General features: G+C 60.3%; 15 protein-coding genes. 10 read left to right on the top strand and 5 right to left on the bottom strand.

What is annotated here, in order from left to right:
* Positions 1-2 precede the first annotated feature (2 nt).
* Positions 3-824: a class I SAM-dependent methyltransferase gene (locus GSQ80_RS15265; RefSeq protein WP_158788420.1), complete on the top strand. Its 822-nt coding sequence runs from the start codon at positions 3-5 to the stop codon at positions 822-824.
* A gap of 9 nt (positions 825-833) precedes the next feature.
* Positions 834-1,217: a nuclear transport factor 2 family protein gene (locus GSQ80_RS15260; protein WP_158788419.1), complete on the top strand. Its 384-nt coding sequence runs from the start codon at positions 834-836 to the stop codon at positions 1,215-1,217.
* Positions 1,218-1,250: 33 nt separating this feature from the next.
* Here GSQ80_RS15260 and GSQ80_RS15255 read toward each other — a convergent pair whose 3' ends face one another.
* A complete protein-coding gene (locus GSQ80_RS15255; RefSeq protein ID WP_158788418.1) occupies positions 1,251-1,895 on the bottom strand; it encodes a hypothetical protein in 645 nt (214 codons plus the stop codon).
* 226 nt (positions 1,896-2,121) lie between these two features.
* On the bottom strand, positions 2,122-2,661 hold the full coding sequence (smpB, locus tag GSQ80_RS15250) for an SsrA-binding protein SmpB (RefSeq protein WP_158788417.1): 540 nt from the start codon (positions 2,659-2,661) through the stop codon (positions 2,122-2,124).
* A gap of 351 nt (positions 2,662-3,012) precedes the next feature.
* On the opposite strand from smpB, the gene GSQ80_RS15245 reads away from it, so the two are divergent.
* The 4 genes from GSQ80_RS15245 (at position 3,013) to GSQ80_RS15230 (ending at position 7,849) form a co-directional block, all read left to right on the top strand.
* Positions 3,013-5,649, top strand: a complete 2,637-nt coding sequence (locus tag GSQ80_RS15245) for a cohesin domain-containing protein (protein ID WP_254059667.1) — start codon at positions 3,013-3,015, stop codon at positions 5,647-5,649.
* A gap of 30 nt (positions 5,650-5,679) precedes the next feature.
* Positions 5,680-6,189 (top strand): type II secretion system protein, encoded by a 510-nt coding sequence (locus GSQ80_RS15240; RefSeq protein ID WP_158788415.1) that lies wholly within the window; start codon positions 5,680-5,682, stop codon positions 6,187-6,189.
* A 69-nt stretch (positions 6,190-6,258) separates the two neighbouring features.
* Complete coding sequence (locus GSQ80_RS15235; protein ID WP_158788414.1) at positions 6,259-6,660, top strand: type II secretion system protein; 402 nt, start codon at positions 6,259-6,261, stop codon at positions 6,658-6,660.
* 97 nt (positions 6,661-6,757) lie between these two features.
* On the top strand, positions 6,758-7,849 hold the full coding sequence (locus GSQ80_RS15230) for a M48 family metallopeptidase (protein ID WP_158788413.1): 1,092 nt from the start codon (positions 6,758-6,760) through the stop codon (positions 7,847-7,849).
* Positions 7,850-7,867: 18 nt separating this feature from the next.
* Here the strand turns inward: GSQ80_RS15230 and GSQ80_RS15225 are convergent, their stop codons facing one another.
* A complete protein-coding gene (locus GSQ80_RS15225; protein ID WP_158788412.1) occupies positions 7,868-9,457 on the bottom strand; it encodes a pyrrolo-quinoline quinone in 1,590 nt (529 codons plus the stop codon).
* Between the two features lie 106 nt (positions 9,458-9,563).
* Between GSQ80_RS15225 and queF the strand changes: the two genes are divergently transcribed.
* The 4 genes from queF to GSQ80_RS15205 all read left to right on the top strand — a co-directional run bounded on the left by queF (position 9,564) and on the right by GSQ80_RS15205 (position 14,027).
* A complete protein-coding gene (queF, locus tag GSQ80_RS15220) occupies positions 9,564-9,971 on the top strand; it encodes a preQ(1) synthase (protein WP_158788411.1) in 408 nt (135 codons plus the stop codon).
* A 72-nt stretch (positions 9,972-10,043) separates the two neighbouring features.
* Positions 10,044-11,363: a M20/M25/M40 family metallo-hydrolase gene (locus GSQ80_RS15215; RefSeq protein ID WP_254059666.1), complete on the top strand. Its 1,320-nt coding sequence runs from the start codon at positions 10,044-10,046 to the stop codon at positions 11,361-11,363.
* Positions 11,364-11,460: 97 nt separating this feature from the next.
* Entirely contained in the window at positions 11,461-12,717 is a 1,257-nt protein-coding gene (locus tag GSQ80_RS15210) for an MFS transporter (RefSeq protein ID WP_254059665.1), read from the top strand.
* Positions 12,714-14,027, top strand: coding sequence for a glycosyltransferase family 2 protein (locus GSQ80_RS15205; RefSeq protein ID WP_158788408.1), 1,314 nt, complete (start codon positions 12,714-12,716; stop codon positions 14,025-14,027). The genes GSQ80_RS15210 and GSQ80_RS15205 overlap by 4 nt, the downstream gene beginning before the upstream one ends.
* A gap of 89 nt (positions 14,028-14,116) precedes the next feature.
* Here GSQ80_RS15205 and ispG read toward each other — a convergent pair whose 3' ends face one another.
* Together ispG and GSQ80_RS15195 are read right to left on the bottom strand one after the other, a co-directional pair.
* A complete protein-coding gene (gene ispG, locus GSQ80_RS15200) occupies positions 14,117-15,349 on the bottom strand; it encodes a flavodoxin-dependent (E)-4-hydroxy-3-methylbut-2-enyl-diphosphate synthase (RefSeq protein ID WP_158788407.1) in 1,233 nt (410 codons plus the stop codon).
* 34 nt (positions 15,350-15,383) lie between these two features.
* The gene (locus GSQ80_RS15195) at positions 15,384-15,629 is read right to left on the bottom strand and encodes a hypothetical protein (RefSeq protein WP_158788406.1); all 246 of its coding nucleotides are present in this window, start codon (positions 15,627-15,629) and stop codon (positions 15,384-15,386) included.
* Between the last annotated feature and the right edge of the window lie 130 nt (positions 15,630-15,759).

The following is a 15,759-nucleotide window of genomic DNA, read 5'->3' as shown; positions in this document are numbered from 1 at the left end:
TTATGGCGAGTTCCGGACTACCGATGGAACAGATCAAGGCGTCGATGCGCGCGACCTGGATGGCGGGAGATTTCGGGGTGGTCGCAAAGACCGTTTCAGGGGCAGCCGAAACGTTTGTGGAGCGGTTGCCGATTGTGCCAGGGATGCGGGTGCTGGATGTCGCGTGTGGAACGGGGAATGCGGCGTTGCCGCTGTCGCGAATGGGGGCGGTGGTGACGGGCGTGGACATTGCGACCAATCTCCTTGTGCAGGGGCGCGAGCGTGCGGCTGCGGAGGGATTGGCCGTGAAGTTCGATGAGGGGGATGCAGAGCAGTTGCCGTATGCCGATGGTTCGTTTGACGCGGTGGTGACGATGTTCGGGGCGATGTTTGCGCCGCGGCCGGAGGTGGTGGCTTCGGAGTTGGCAAGGGTATTGAAGCCGGGTGGATTGCTGGCGATGGCGAATTGGAATCCGGCGAGTTTTACGGGCAAGATGTTCAAGGTGGGAAGCATGCACGCGCCTCCGCCGCCGGGGCTGGTGGCGCCCGTGTTGTGGGGTGATGAGGTGACCGTGCGTGAGCGGCTCGGGGAGAAGTTCGATGCGATTCGGACGGAGCTGATTCCGGTTGATTTTGATATGCCGGTGAATGCTGCGGGGGCGGTGGCATTCTTCCGCAAGTATTTTGGGCCGACGCAGATGGCGTTTGGGCGGCTGGATGAGGCGGGGCAGGCGAAGTTCGCTGAGGCGCTGGAATTGTGGACGGGAGCGAATGTGGCGGAGAATCCGGAAGAGCGGACGCTGGTGAAGAATGAGTATCTAGAAGTTGTGGCGCGGCGGCGCTAGGGAGCGACTATGGATCTGAATGACTCGATCTTTCCGTTACAAGCTGGCTTTGCGCGTGCGTTTGCCGAGGAATGGATTGCGGCGTGGAACAGCCACGATCTGGAACTCATCCTGACGCACTACGAAGAGGATGTGGAACTGCGCTCGCCGGTCGCGGTGAAGCTGCTGCAGGGAGATGGAAGGGTGCGCGGCAAGGCTGCGCTGCGGGAGTACTTCGAGCTGGGCCTGAAGGCGTATCCGCATCTGCGATTTGAGCTGGTGGAGACGCTTTGGGGGATAGAGACGATCGTGATCTCGTATGTGAATAATGTTCGCGGCAGCAAGACCGCGGAGGTGATGTTGATAAGCGAGGCGGGAAAGATCCGCGGGGTGTGGGCGAACTACGACCAGTAAGGCCAGGGGCGACCGAGTAGGCCAGCGGCGGCGTCAGGGATTGCAGGCCTGGGCGAACTTGGCTGGGATGAGGGGTTGGGCGGGTTGGCCTTCGAACTGGATGGGGTAGGCCAGGAGTTCAGGGAGTGCGGAGCACTTGCTGGCCATGAACTCCCAGCAGACGGCGTCGGTGCCCTGGATGAGACAACTTACCGTCCCGTAGAAGGCGGTGCCATACTTTTCAGACCTTACTGAACCGGAGAGGACGGCAGCGGAATGATCGGCGATCTGAAAGTAGGCAGTGCTGCCGATCTGCGGATCGCCAAAACGCTTGAGAGAGTCTGTGAGGGAAGTGGTGGCGAGCGCGGCGAGTTCGCCGGAGGTGGTGGGGCGGCCGAGGCAGGTGCCGTCGAGGCGCATGATGCTGATCATGCGGAATCCGTTGGTGGAGTCGGTGGCGGTGAGTGGCAGCGAGATGCAGGTTACCGCGGCTTTGGCTACCGCGCCGGTGGCCTTATCTTTCTCGGACTGAAGGGTCTGGTCGGCGACGGCGGGCAGGGCTTTGAATAAGCTGCTGTAGGTGTAATCGAGGTGCAGGGCGTCGCTATGGAAGGTGGCGGTGGGGTTGCTCGGTGTGGCGGTGGATTGGGGTAGGGCCGCGGCGAGGAGCAGGGCGAGGGTGGTTGTGAGGGGGCTCATGGGATTGGGGGAATCCTAGCACGGGGAGGTTGATGGCAGCTTCTAGCTTTTAGCGAAAGGCAAGAACGGGCGCGCTGCGCTCGGGAAGCAGGTTCCTCGCTGCGCTCGGAATGACAGACAGAAAGGCAAGGGCAAGAACAACGGCAAAAGCGGAGGCGAAGGCAGGGATCCTTCCCCTTCGGCAAGCTCAGGGCCAGGATGACGACGAAAAGCAGGCTGGTGGTGGCTAGGTGCGCTGGGAGCGGGCTATGGCGGCTTTGGCTTCTTTGTCGCCTTCGCGGGCACGTTCGGTGGCGCGCTTGTCCCAGTCCTGCTTGCCTTTGGCTAGAGCGATTTCGCACTTGACGCGGCCGTTCTTGAAATAAAGTTTGACGGGGATGAGGGTGTAGCCTTTTTGCTTCGTCAAACCTTCGAGTTTTTCAATCTCTTTTTTGTGGAGCAGGAGTTTCCGGGTACGTAACGCTTCGTGGTTCATGGCGTTGCCGTGCGAGAACGGGCCGATGTGGGCGTTGAGGAGGAAGGCCTCGCCGTCCTTGAGGAGGCCGTAGGCGTCTTTGAGATTGGCTTTGCCTTCGCGGATGGACTTGACCTCTGTACCGCGGAGGGCTACGCCGCACTCGAAGCGGTCGGAAAGGAAGTAGTTGAAGCTGGCCGAGCGGTTGAAGGCAGCATCGCGCTTGCCGGCGGCCACGGGATCGCGATCCTTCTCCTTGGCGGAGGGCTTGGGTGGGGCGGGAACGGTCGGATTGGAGAGCGAGCGGGGCATAAAGGACAGGGGCTAAGGATTAGGGGACAGAATTAGGCCTAATGATTAGGATTCGGTTACTGCTGGCTACGAAATGGACGGTGATACGTCCAAGAGTGTGATGCTAGCAGATAGGCCCGTAGGTGATGGTATCAAGAGGATAGATGCGGGCGAAGGTGCTGGGACTCAACTTCGTGGCTTTGGGCGCTGATGCAGGCGTGCATGGCGTGAGGGAGCAGGATCGCTGCGAGGGACGAAGGAAGCTCTCCGCGGACGGGTAACGGCAGCAGGTTTGGAGTGGAGAGACTAGTGAAGCGACGGATAATGGCTGTATCATCAAACGAGCCCGATCAACCGCTCGAAACCTCAGCAATGGCCGATCCGATTTGCCCAGAAAACGGGACGCGGGTGATGGCCGGACGGGGGTGGGAGACCGGTGTCCGAGGCATCTTGTATCGGATTGCAGGGGAGCGGGTTGCACGCATGCAGGAACGGCCAGTGGACGGAATCTATCGAAGCGTACGGCGAAGCATGATGGGGCTCTGGGTCGCTTTTTGCGGGGAAGCGTTGCGGGCTCGCCGGCGACGGCTGGAAGCGGTACCGATGGCGTGGATGCTGGGCGTGATGCTGTTTTCCGGCATGGCGGTGAGCAGTGCGCATGCGCAGTCGGCGAGCGCGTGGAATAAGAAGGGGCAGCAGGCCGAGGCGCGCGATGACTACGATGCGGCGTTCGAGGATTATCGCCAGGCACATCTGAAGAAACCGAATGATTTGCAGTACCGGACGAGCTTCGAGACCATGCGCTTCAAGGCAGCGAACATGCATGTGGATCGGGGCCGGGTATTGCGGCAGTCGGGCGACGTGGACGGCGCGATCAACGAATTTGCGCGGGCGTTGCAGATCGATCCGGGCAACCAGGCGGCGGCGCAAGAGCTGCAGGTCATGGAGAAGCGATCGGGGTCAAACAGCGGGCCGGCCGGTGCGCCGGGGCAAGCCGGAGGGGCGGCAGGGGGTTCACCGGGAAAACCGTTGGTGCCGGGGATGGGGGAAGAGACGCCGTATCAACGACAGATGCAGAGCGAGATCTCGACACTGGGTGGGCCAGTGACGCTACAGCCGGTGTCGGACGACCCGCTGACGCTGCACATGGCGCAGCAAGATACCGAGGTGGTGTACCAGGCGATCTGCAGGGCGGCGGGTCTGAACGTGATCTTCGATCCGGAGTATGTGCCGAAGCGGATCCCGGTGGATTTGAATGATGTATCGCTGGAGCAGGCGCTGCACATTGTTGGTGTGCTGAGTGGGACGTTCTGGAAACCGGTGACGAGCAACACGATTTTTGTGGCGCAGAATACGCGGGCGAAACGGACAGAGGTCGATGACCTGGCGGTGCAGACGTTTTATTTGACCAACGTGTCGCAGCAGAATGACGCGAACGAGATTATGGTGGCGATCCGCAATTTGCTGGATCCGGGGCTGAAGATTTATTTGGTGGCGAGTCAGAACGCACTGATTATTCGTGGAACGCCGGACGAGCTGATCCTGGCGGAAAAGATTATTAATGACCTCGATCGCACCAAGCCAGAGGTTGTGGTGGATGTGGCGGAGCTGGAAGTGAGCCGGTCGCTGGAGAGGGACATCGGTATCACGCTGCCCACGAGTTTTGGCCTGACGCCGCAGTACAGCAATGCGAATATTACGACGACCTCGACGACGACGGCGGCCGGCGGCTCGTCGACGACGACTTCCGGCCTGACGCTGAACACGCTGGGCAATTTGAATGCGACGAACTTCGCGGTGACTGTGGGCGGCGGAACGGTGAATGCGCTGCTGGCTGACTCGGACACGCGCATTCTGCAAAACCCGCGCATACGTGCGACCGATGGCCAGCATTCGACCCTGAAGATTGGATCGAAGATCCCGATTGCTACGGGATCGTACTCGGCGGGTACGGCGATTACGACTGCGTCGCTGGGAGTACAGACGCAGTTCACGTACCTCGATGTGGGCGTGAACATCGATATGACGCCGACGGTGCATTATGACGGCGAGATCTCGCTGAAGCTGAAGGTCGAGGTGTCGGCGCAAAGCAACACGGTGACGATTTCGGGTGTGCAGGAGCCGATCATCTCGCAGCGGGTTGCGGACCAGGTGATTCAGCTGAAGGACGGCGAGCCGGCGTTGCTGGCAGGGCTGATGCAGGTGCAGGACTCGAAGAACGTGAACGGAACGCCGGGATTGGGAGAGTTGCCAATTCTGAAGTACTTCTTCGCGAGCACGGACAAGACGCAGTCGAGCGACGATATCGTGTTCCTGATTATTCCGCATATTGTGCGCGAGTCGATTTTGACGGACGAGAATACGCGGGCGATTTACACGGGCACAAGCCAATCGGTGGAGTTGCTGCGCAAGGCACCGGGCACACCAGTGACGGTGGAGAGCTCGGAGGGAGCGCCAGCGGCAAACTCGTTGCCGAAGACCTCGGCGGCGAATGCGGCCTCGTCGATGATTGCGAAGATGGCGGCGGATAGCAAGCCGGTGACGCCGGCGACGATGGCCAACATGCATATGTCGCCGGACGGGACGATGTCTGCAACGCCGCTGACGCTGGCGGTAACGCCGGGCAGCACGAATCAGACGGTTGGTGCGACGTTCCAGGTGTCGATTGTTGCGCAGAATGCACATGATCTGTTTGCTGTGCCGCTGCAGATACAGTTCGATCCCAAGGTGCTGTCGCTCGTGAATGTGGATGCTGGCGATCTGCTGGGCAAGGACGGACAGTCCGTGGCGCTGGTACATCGCGATGAGGGCAACGGAGCCGTAACGATCTCGGCGACGCGGCCGCCGGGGACGAAGGGTGTCGATGGGCAGGGATCGATCTGCACGTTGACGTTCAAGGCGATTGGCACGGGTGATTCGACGCTGGCGCTAACGCGGATTGGAACCAGGGACAGCCAGCAGAACCGGATTGTGTCGGTTGGCAACCAGGGTGTCGTGCACGTCAAATAAAGATCGGGGGCGTCGAAGGAAGGAGGGAAGATGGTCGACCAGAGAGAGTCCGACGCCAGGGAATGCGGCACGGAGCGACTGCGGTCGCGGGTGCGCAGCGGAGAACGTGGCGTCTCTCTGATGGAGTTGATCATCGTTCTCGCCATTCTTTCGGTACTCGCGACGGCGGCAATTCCGGCGGTGAAGTTTGAGGTGAAGCGAACCAAGGAGCGGCAGTTGCGGGCTGATCTTTGGGAGATGCGCCGGGCGATCGATATGTACAAGGACGTTGCGGATCTGGGTGGAATTCAGACTAAGGCGGACTCGAACAACTATCCACCGGATTTGCAGACGCTGGTAAACGGCGTGGATGTGAAGGACAAGAAGATGCGGTTTTTGCGGGCGATTCCCGTGGACCCGATGTCGGGCACTACGGATTGGGGATTGCGATCGAATCAGGATCCGCCTGATTCGGATAGTTTTGGCGGGCAGGATGTGTACGACGTCTATAGCAAGAGCCAAGGAACGGCGCTGGACGGAACGAAGTACAACACCTGGTGATGAAGTCTCGGAAATAGGAATCAAGTCGCAGGGATTTGTTGGCGGAGTCGAATGGCTGGGATTGGAACAATGCGGGTTAGGAAGTCGGGCGAGGGCGGGTTTACGCTCGTCGAGCTGATGATCGTTATGGCGATCATTATGATCCTGGCGACGATTGCGATTCCAATTTATGTGCGGACGCTGCAGAGAGCGAAGGAAGCTACGCTCCGGGAAGATCTGCATACGATGCGGACGGCGATCGACAGCTATACGGTGGACAAAGAAAAGGCTCCGGAGACGCTGGACGATCTGGTGCAGGCGGGGTATCTGAAGTCGATCCCGGTGGATCCGATTACGAGCAGTAATGAAACATGGATCACGGGGATGTCGGACACCATGACGGATATTAATGAGACGCAGGGTGGGATGGACGATGTGCACTCGGGATCGCAGGCGTTGGCGAGTGATGGGACGACGTATAACACCTGGTGATGCCGGCGGGCGATTGGGTTTAGCTTCGCGCGGCCGGGACTACTACAATGCAGAGCAGGCGTGCTGGTTGAATGCGAAGCCTTTTGGTGGAGTTCCCATGCGTGTACTGACATTTGCGGCGACGGTAATGCTCTCGGGAGCGATGGCGGTGGGGCAGCAGGGAGCGCCGCCAGCGGACTCGGCGAAACCAGATCAGGCATCGGGTGCAACTGCGGCTGCGGATGCCCAAGTGGCCGCGCCGGTGAAGGGTGCGTCTGTGGCAACTCCGGGAGAGCATCTGGATACGCAGGTTAAGAAGGGGTCAGAGCAGGATGTAGACGCGGTGGGGACGCGGAAGATTGGAGGACGTGGGGTGCGCAACTGGTACTCGACGAACTGGGAGCTGAGCGTGGGGCGGCAGTATTCGATGGAGGTGGAGAAGACGTCGCACCTTGTCACCGACCCGGTGGTGGTGGAGTATGTGAATCGGATTGGGCAGAACCTGGTGAGGAATTCGGACGCGAAGATTCCGTTCACGATCAAGGTGCTGGACACGGATGAGATCAATGCGATGGCGTTGCCGGGTGGGTATTTCTATGTGGATTCGGGGTTGATATTGGCGTGCGATTCAGAGGATGAATTGGCGGGGGTGATGGCGCATGAGATTGCGCATGTGGCGGCGCATCACGCGGCGCGCGCGATGACCAAGCTGGGGTATATGGAGGTTGGGTCGATCCCGCTGATCGTGTTTGCTCAAGGGTCTTGGACGGGGTATGGGGTGTACGAGGCGGCGCAGCTGGCGATGCCGTTGTCGTTCCTGGAGTTCTCGCGCGAATATGAAACCGAGGCGGATTACCTGGGGATTCAGTACATGTATCGGGCGGGATACGATCCGCAGGGGATGGTGACGATTTTTGAGAAGCTGTCGGCGCTGGAGAAGCATAAGCCGGGGGCGATCTCGAAGGCGTTCAGCGATCATCCGGCGACGCCCGAGCGCATTGCGGCGGTGGAGCGTGAGATTGCGACGATTCTGCCGGCGCGGCCGGAGTATTTGGTGACGACGTCGGAGTTTAATGACGTGAAGGCGCGGCTGGAGCGCATCCAGAATAAGCGTGGGGTGGGAACGAAGAAGTCGGCGAAAGGGCCAGTGCTGCGGCGCGTGGGGCAGTCGAATAATGCGCCGGCGGCGGTGCCGGGGAGCACGAATTAACGTGTTGCGTGGGATGCTTTATTTCTGGGGCAAGAGGCCGTAGACGTCGACGTGGCCACGGGTACCGAGGTAAACGCGGCCGTCGGCGATGGTGGGGATGGCGAAACGAACGGTGTTGTCGCCTCGGTCTCGGGCGCTGTTCTGTTCGCTGTTGTAGAGCTCGTGGGTGATGCCGGTGGCGTCGTAGGCGTGGAGGATGGCGGCCCGGTCGATCTGCGTCTCGTCCCACTCTTTGGTGGAGGCTACCCACAGGATCGCGTCTGCGTTGCCGTCGGCTGAGACGATGGGCGTGGCTGCGGGAGAGGGCATGAGCGTTGTTGCGGCTTTCTCTGTGAGGAGACCGTTCAGCAGCGCGAACTGGCGGGTGATGTCGCTTCGATCGGTGAAGTAGACGTTGCCGTTCCAATAGGCCGCTGCTCCGTAGGCGTCCTTGGTTTTGATGGATTGCAGGACCTGGGGGTCGGAGCCTTCGTGGAACTTGCCCAGGTGGTCGCGATCGAGGAGGTAGAGCTTGCCTTCTTTGCCTGCGAGGACCAGTAGATTCGGATGCGGGCCGGGCTGGGGCGCAAGGAGAACGGGGCCCTGGCTGCCGAGGTCCCAATCGTGGGCGTCCATGACTTTCTGGTTGGACGGAGTGAAATAGTCGCGGATGACGAGGTTGGATCCGTCGAGGTGCAGCTTCAGGAGGGTGTCGCCGAAGTTGCGGCCGCCCTGTTTGTTTGCGTTGAAGTTTCCATTGCCTGTGGCGACGTAGATGTTACCTGCGTCATCAGCGGCGGGGCCTGCGTCGGACTGCCAGATGCCAGCGTCGTCGCCGTCGGGTGAGGTATTGAGGACGGCGTGTTGGTGGAGGGTGTGGGCATCGTAGGCCATCACCCAGCCATGATAGGGAGCGACGTCACAGGACGAGGCCCAAGTGAGGTAGATTTCGCCGTTGAGAAGCAGGAGCGCGGCGCGGGGATTTTCTTTCTGTGCGTCGAAGGTGACCTTGCCGTCGATGGAGCCGTCGCCTTTGCCGGGGATCGTTGCTGTGATGATGACGGGACTGTTGGGGCGTTCCTTGCCGGTGGTGATGTCGAGGGCATGCAGCTTTTGTACGAAGACGCCGTGCTCTTTGGTGCGGGCTAGCACGTACATGGTGCGGGTGGTTGGGTCGATGACGGGTGTTGGGGTGATGCCTACTTCGGGGGTGATGAAGGGGCACTGTACGTCGCGGTCGGACAAGGGTGTTGTGCCGTGCTCGGGGTCGATGAAGGATGTCTTCCAGAGTGGGGTGTCGCGCGTGCTGTTTGCGTCGAAGGCGTAGACGCTGTCGTGCTCGGTGGCGGCGAAGACTACGTTGCGCTTGCCGAGGCCGGGGATTGTGAGCGAGGGAACGTAGAGAGGTTGGGCGAAAACATCGCCGTCGACCGTGCGCGTGTACAGCTTTCCGAAGGTGCGGGTGTTTACGTTCGAGGGCTTGAGGATTTTCTCGTGGAGGTCTGCGCCGGTGCGAGCGTTGTTGTATTGGGCGGTGAGGACCTGAGCGTGGGTTGCTGCCTGCAATTCGAACATCTGGATTCCAAACACCATGCAAAAGAGGAAGAAGCTGGCACGACGGTTTGGCATGAGAGACCCTCGGCGAAATGTTCGCATAGGCTGATGGACGCAGAGAACAGTTTTTCGTTTGGGGTTGATTGTTGGAGGATGGGGGCTGCGGAGATAAACTAGAGGGATGGCAGAACACACGACAGGCTATACCGATGACCACGCTGCGGCGGGGCTGGAGACAAAGTTTCCGGCGATTGAGACTTGGGCGAATCAGTTCAAAGCGTATGAGATTTTGATTGATGATCCGGAGTTTACGAGCGTTTGTCCGAAGACCGGGTTGCCGGATTTTGGTGTGCTGACGATTCGGTATATGCCGCGGGAGAAGTGTCTCGAGCTGAAGAGCTTGAAGGAATATTTGTTCACGTATCGCAACCTGGGAATCTTTCAGGAGAATATTGTGAACCAGGTGTTGGACGATGTGGTGAAGGCGACCGATCCGGTGTGGGCGGAGATCAAGGGAGATTTTCGGCCACGGGGCGGGATCTCGACTGTGGTGACGGCGCGGTATCCGCGGAGTGAAGAATTTCGGTAGAGCGGCTTGGGGCGGGCGGCCGGTAAATGCTATTCTCCGGCCATCATGAAAACTTGTGTAGCGCGTTTGTGGATGGTGGGTTTTGTTTTGGCGCTGGGCGGTATGGCCGGTGGGCAGAGTGCTCCATCGCCGACTGAAGCGGCGATGGTGAAGACCGTTGATGCAGCTACGCCGGGGGCAGTGGAGCTGCTTGAGAAGTTGGTGGACATCAATAGCGGGACGATGAATCTTGCGGGCGTGGTGCGGGTGAAGGATGTGATCGCGCCGCAGATTGAAGCGCTGGGGTTTACGGTGCGGTGGAATCCGATGGACAAGGTTGGGCGCGCGGGGGATCTGGTGGCGGAGCATCCTTGTCCGTTGAGAGCGGGGAAGTGCGGCAAGCGGCTGCTGCTGATTGGGCATATGGATACGGTGTTCGATGCTGGCTCGCCGTTTCAGAAGTACGAGATTGTGCCGGGGACGAATGGGCGCGTGGCGACCGGGCCTGGGACGTGCGACATGAAGGGCGGGCTGGTGGTGATGCTGGATTCGCTCCGCGCGATGCAGGCAGCGGGGGTGTTGAAGGACACCGAAATCACGATCGTGCTGAGCGGCGATGAAGAGGATGCGGCACGGCCGATCGCGATCAGTAGAAAAGACATGATTGATGCGGCCAAGCATAGCGATGTGGCGTTGGAGTTTGAGAATGCGTTTCGCGATGGCGGCGTGGATGGCGTCGATGCAGTGAGGATTGGGCGGAGGAGTTCAAATACGTGGCACCTGGAGACGAGTGGGAAGAGTGGGCACTCGTCGCTGGTGTTTGGGGACAGGCTGGGGTATGGGGCGATCTATGAGCTGGCGAGGATTGTGGAGGCGTTTCGTACGCAGCTGCGGGAGCCGGGGCTGACGTACAGCGTGGGGCTGGTGTTGGGTGGCGGGAAGGCGGTGATGGATAAAGACAAGACGGGCGGGACGGCTACGGGGAAGTCGAATATTGTTGCGGCTACGGCGTTGGCGAATGGGGATCTGCGGACGGTGAGTGAGGAACAGACGGCACGGGTGAAGGCGAAGATGGAGGCGATTGTTGCGCAGCACCTGGCGCTGACGGATGCGAAGATTTCGTTTGATGAGGCGTATCCGTCGATGGCCGTGACTCCGGCTTCGGAGGCGCTGCTGGCTCAGCTGCAGGATGTGAATGCGACGCTGGGGTTTGGGGTGGAAGAGGTGACGGATCCGGCTGGGGGTGGTGCGGGGGATATTTCGTTTGTGGCTCCGTATGTGCCGGGGCTGGTGGGTGTGGGCGCGATGGGGACAGGGGCGCATGCGGTGGGCGAGGTGGTGTACCTGGACTCGATTCCAAAGCAGGCGAAGCGGATGGCGTTGCTGATGTATCGGCTGTCGGAGGAGAAGTAGCGGGCAGCTTGGGATTTTGTTGAAGGCGCGGGATGTGCTGGCGGGGTGAGAAGCGACGGTGATTGGTTGGGCCTGATATTCTCGGCTCAGTATGTCGATGGCCCCGAAGACGGCAACGAAGCCTAAAACGCGATCGGTCAAGGGAGCCGTGGTGGCGCTATGCCTGTTGACTGCGATGAACTTCGTCAACTACCTGGATCGGTATATTCTGCCGGCGGTGCAGGAGCAGATCAAGCGCGAGTTTCATCTTTCGGATAGCCAGATTGGGTCGCTGACGCTGTGGTTTTTTGTGGCGTATGTGCTGTCGTCTCCGTTGACGGGATGGCTGGGGGATCGGTTTCCGCGTAAGCCGATGATTGTGGTGGCGGCGCTGATGATTGCGGCGATGAATTTTTGGACGGCGGGCGTGCATAGCTATCTGTCGCTGAATTTGAGGCATGCGGCGCTGGGGATTGGCGAGGCTAGCTTCGGGATCTTTGCGCCGGCGCTGCTGGCGGATTACTTTGCCGATGATAAGCGCAATGCGGTGCTGACGATTTTTAATGTGGCGATACCGGTGGGGGCGGCTCTGGGATATTTGTCGGGCGGAGTGGTGGCTGCGCATCATGGATGGCGGATGGCGTTTGTTGTGTCGGCGATTCCTGGGGCGTTGATTGCGCTGCTAATTTTGTTTTTCATGCGCGAGCCGCAACGGGCGGAGGCGAAGGATCGGAAGAAGGTAGATAAGGCTTCGGTGATGTCCCTGCTATCGAACAAGGCTTATCTGTGCTCGATCATGGGGTATGCGGCGGTGACGTTTTCGCTGGGTGGGATTTCGTGGTGGATGCCGTCATTTTTGAATCGCGTGGATGGGCGGTCGATGGAGGCGGCGGGGACGATCATGGGCGGCATCACGGTGGTGTGTGGGTTGGGTGGAACAGTGACGGGCGGATTGCTGGCGCATTGGTGGTCGAAGAAGACTTCGAAGGCGCTGTATTTGGTGCCGGCGCTGAGTGCGATTTTGGCGGTGCCACCGGCGGTGCTGGCGTTCTTCGGGCCGAAGAGTGTGACGTTGCCGGCTCTGGGGGTTGCCGTGTTCCTGGTGTTCCTAGGAACGGGGCCCGTGAATGCGGCGACGCTGAATGCAGTGCCGGCACATCTGCGAGCGACTGCGATGGCGGGACAGTTGTTCGCGCTGCATGTGTTTGGCGATGCGTTTTCGCCCAAGATTATCGGGATCGTCAGTGATCATTCGAACTTGAGGATGGGACTAGCGATTACGTTGATCACGTTTGTGGTGGCGGCGGTCATTTTCTTTGTGGGGTCGAAGTTTGCGCCGCCGTTGACGCATTCGCTGGAGGGTGCGGCGGTTTGAACTGGCACGGCTTGCATTTCCATGTGACGGAGTCCTGGCGCGAAATTATCAGGACAGTATGGTGGCTGCTGACGCTGGCCTGGGTGCTGCGGACGTACGACGCGGTGCACCTTCTTCCAACGTTGCCCGACCTTACGATGCCGGATTGGGATGCGCTGCCGGTGGGGACGCCGACGCTGACAGTGGTGGTGCCGGCTCGCGATGAAGCGGAGAAAATTGCGGCGACCATCGATGCGTTGATGGTGGCGGATTATGTGGGCGTGCGCGTGCTGGTGGTTGACGACCGGTCCACCGATGGGACTGGCGCGATTGTGGACGCGTATGTGGAGGAGTATGCCGTGCGAAGGCCTGGTGCGCTGAGCGCGATCCACGTAACGGAGTTGCCGGAGGGCTGGCTGGGCAAGACGTTCGCGCTGATGGTTGCGACGGAGAATAGTGAATCGGACTATTTGCTGTTCACGGATGCGGATATTTTGTTTTCGCCGTCGGTATTGCGGCGTGCGCTGGTGTGTGCGCAGGAGACGCAGGCCGATCACCTGGTGGTGCTGCCGACGGTGGAGGTGAAGTCGCGCGGAGAGGGGATTGTGCTGGGGTTTATGCAGGTGATGAGCCTTTGGGCGACACGTCCGTGGATGGTGGAGGAGCCAAAGGCGCGGCGGGATGTGGCGGGGATTGGGTCGTTCAACCTGGTGCGTCGGGATGCGCTGAATGAGATTGGCGGATGGATTCCGCAGCGGCTGGCGGTGCTGGAGGACATTACGCTAGGGCGGCGGATGCGCGCTGCGGGGATGCGGCAGCGAATGGCGTTTGCTCCGGGCATGGTGCTGGTGCACTGGGCAAAGGGTGGGCATGGACTGCTGGTCAATATGACGAAAAATCTGTTTTCGGCGTTTGGATTTCAGCCGTTGTTGGTGTTGCTGATGTGTCTTTGGATCTTTGTATTTTTCCTGCTGCCGCTGGCTGGGCTGGTGTGGTGGGGAACGGTGGTGCAGGCGCTGTTAATCGTGTGCTGCATCGGCGCGTTGTATCGGGTGATGGGGAGGGCCAGCCTGATTGATGCGCGCTATGCCTGGCTGTATCCGCTGGGTGCCGTGGCGATGATCTTTGCCATGCTGCGGTCGATGGTGGTGGTGCTGGCACGGCGCGGCGTGATGTGGCGGGGAACGCTGTATCCGTTGCGCGATCTGCGCAAACATAACAGCCCGTTTGTTTGGGAACGCGAGGCGCGGAAGAAACGGGATGAGGAGATACGGACCGCACGGGTGGTGAGGAAACTGGCGGAGCGGGCGGAGAAGAAGAAGAAAAGCTAAGGCAAAGGCCCACTGCGCGTGGGGCGGGCGTTCGCACGCCTTTTTACTGCTTCGCGGGGTCCTTCCGTTGGTCGGGAAAAAGACCGACGCTAGACTTCTACTAGTTGCTTGCCGTAGCGCTTTTGTACGTACTCGTCGAGGATGACCTGGAACTCTTCTACGATGTGGTCGCCCTTTAGCGTGGTGAAGAGGTGGCCGTCGACGTAGACGGGAGCCTTGGGTTCCTCGAAAGTGCCGGGAAGCGAGATGCCAATGTTGGCGTGCTTGCTCTCGCCGGGGCCGTTGACGATGCAGCCCATAACGGCGAGCTTGAGCTCTTCGACGCCGGGGTAGTGCTTCTTCCACTCAGGCATGGATTCTACGAGGTAGTTCTGGATGCGCTCGGCTAGCTCCTGGAAGTAGGTGGAGGTGGTGCGGCCGCAGCCCGGGCAACTCGTGACCTGGGGCATGAAGCTGCGGATGGAGAGCGACTGGAGGATCTGCTGGCCGCAGCGGACTTCTTCGCTGCGATCGCCGCCGGGAGTGGGGGTGAGGGAAACGCGGATCGTGTCGCCGATGCCTGCGAGGAGGAGGGGAGCGAGGCCGGCGGTGGAGGCTACTACACCTTTCATTCCCATGCCGGCTTCGGTGAGGCCGAGGTGCAGGGCGTAGTCGCAACGGCTGGCTAGTTCGGTGTAGACGTCGATGAGGTCGCGGACGCCGGAGACCTTTGCGGAGAGGATGATCTGATCGCGGCGGAGGCCATAGCGTTCGGCGGCTGCAGCGTTGTCGAGGGCGGAGACGACCATGGCTTCCATCATGACGTCGCGGGCTTCGAGGGGGTGCGGGAGTTTTGAGTTCTCGTCCATCATCTTCGTGAGGAGAGCTTGATCGAGCGAACCCCAGTTGACGCCGATGCGGACGGGCTTCTGATGCTTGACGGCTACTTCGACCATGGTGCGGAAGTTGTCGTCGTCCTTGCGGCCTATCGAGCAGTTGCCGGGGTTGATGCGGTACTTGGCCAGGGCTTCCGCGGTGTCGGGGTACTTGGCGAGGAGGAGGTGGCCGTTGTAGTGGAAGTCGCCGATGATGGGGGTGTTCCAGCCCTTGGCGCGGATTCCTTCGACGATGTAGGGAACGGCCTTGGCGGCGGCATCGTTGTTGACAGTGATGCGGACCATCTCGGAGCCGGCGCGCGCGAGGGCGGCGACCTGCTGGACGGTGGACTCGACGTCAGCGGTATCCGTGTTGGTCATCGACTGGACGACGACGGGAGCGTCGGAGCCGACGCGGATGTTGCCGATGGTGACTGGAACGGATTTTCTGCGGTGGATGGCTGGCATACACCTTAGATTTTAGCAGTTTAGGGCGATGTTATTAGCTGTCGAGGGGTGTTCCGGGGCGGTCCCAGGGAGGAAGGCGGTCGGCGTCGGCGATGGATTGCGCGGAGACTTCCTCGTGATCATCTTCGCGCTCAAGCAGTTGACGGGTTTCAGAGAGGGTGAGGAGAGTTCCATCCACTGAAAATTCGTACTCGCCGGCATTTTCAGGGACATGGAAGACGGACTCGACCTTGTGGCCGTGCTCGCGAAGAAGCTTAACGATGAGATCGGTATCGATCATGCGCGGGAACCTCTACAGAATTGAGATGCCGGCCGCCGTTCGCGACGGCGGCCGAGACAAGATTTTTGTTGGCAGGAAGGGTAGCACGCGGAGAGGATGCGTGGCGCGCGGACGTTGGTCCGCGCGCCGG

Source organism: Granulicella sp. L46, assembly GCF_009765785.1.
In the GTDB taxonomy this organism is placed as follows: domain Bacteria; phylum Acidobacteriota; class Terriglobia; order Terriglobales; family Acidobacteriaceae; genus Granulicella.
The sequence above is the reverse complement of the archived record's forward strand: the minus strand, read 5'-3'. Positions and strand labels throughout refer to the sequence as shown.

What these genes read in the sequence shown, in the direction of transcription:
- GSQ80_RS15265 (WP_158788420.1), top strand. Translation starts at nt 3, where the DNA reads ATGGCGAGTTCCGGACTACCGATGGAACAGATCAAGGCGTCGATGCGC.
- GSQ80_RS15260 (WP_158788419.1), top strand. Translation starts at nt 834, where the DNA reads ATGGATCTGAATGACTCGATCTTTCCGTTACAAGCTGGCTTTGCGCGT.
- GSQ80_RS15255 (WP_158788418.1), bottom strand. Translation starts at nt 1,895, where the DNA reads ATGAGCCCCCTCACAACCACCCTCGCCCTGCTCCTCGCCGCGGCCCTA.
- smpB (WP_158788417.1), bottom strand. Translation starts at nt 2,661, where the DNA reads ATGCCCCGCTCGCTCTCCAATCCGACCGTTCCCGCCCCACCCAAGCCC.
- GSQ80_RS15245 (WP_254059667.1), top strand. Translation starts at nt 3,013, where the DNA reads ATGGCCGATCCGATTTGCCCAGAAAACGGGACGCGGGTGATGGCCGGA.
- GSQ80_RS15240 (WP_158788415.1), top strand. Translation starts at nt 5,680, where the DNA reads ATGGTCGACCAGAGAGAGTCCGACGCCAGGGAATGCGGCACGGAGCGA.
- GSQ80_RS15235 (WP_158788414.1), top strand. Translation starts at nt 6,259, where the DNA reads ATGCGGGTTAGGAAGTCGGGCGAGGGCGGGTTTACGCTCGTCGAGCTG.
- GSQ80_RS15230 (WP_158788413.1), top strand. Translation starts at nt 6,758, where the DNA reads ATGCGTGTACTGACATTTGCGGCGACGGTAATGCTCTCGGGAGCGATG.
- GSQ80_RS15225 (WP_158788412.1), bottom strand. Translation starts at nt 9,457, where the DNA reads ATGCCAAACCGTCGTGCCAGCTTCTTCCTCTTTTGCATGGTGTTTGGA.
- queF (WP_158788411.1), top strand. Translation starts at nt 9,564, where the DNA reads ATGGCAGAACACACGACAGGCTATACCGATGACCACGCTGCGGCGGGG.
- GSQ80_RS15215 (WP_254059666.1), top strand. Translation starts at nt 10,044, where the DNA reads ATGGTGGGTTTTGTTTTGGCGCTGGGCGGTATGGCCGGTGGGCAGAGT.
- GSQ80_RS15210 (WP_254059665.1), top strand. Translation starts at nt 11,461, where the DNA reads ATGGCCCCGAAGACGGCAACGAAGCCTAAAACGCGATCGGTCAAGGGA.
- ispG (WP_158788407.1), bottom strand. Translation starts at nt 15,349, where the DNA reads ATGCCAGCCATCCACCGCAGAAAATCCGTTCCAGTCACCATCGGCAAC.
- GSQ80_RS15195 (WP_158788406.1), bottom strand. Translation starts at nt 15,629, where the DNA reads ATGATCGATACCGATCTCATCGTTAAGCTTCTTCGCGAGCACGGCCAC.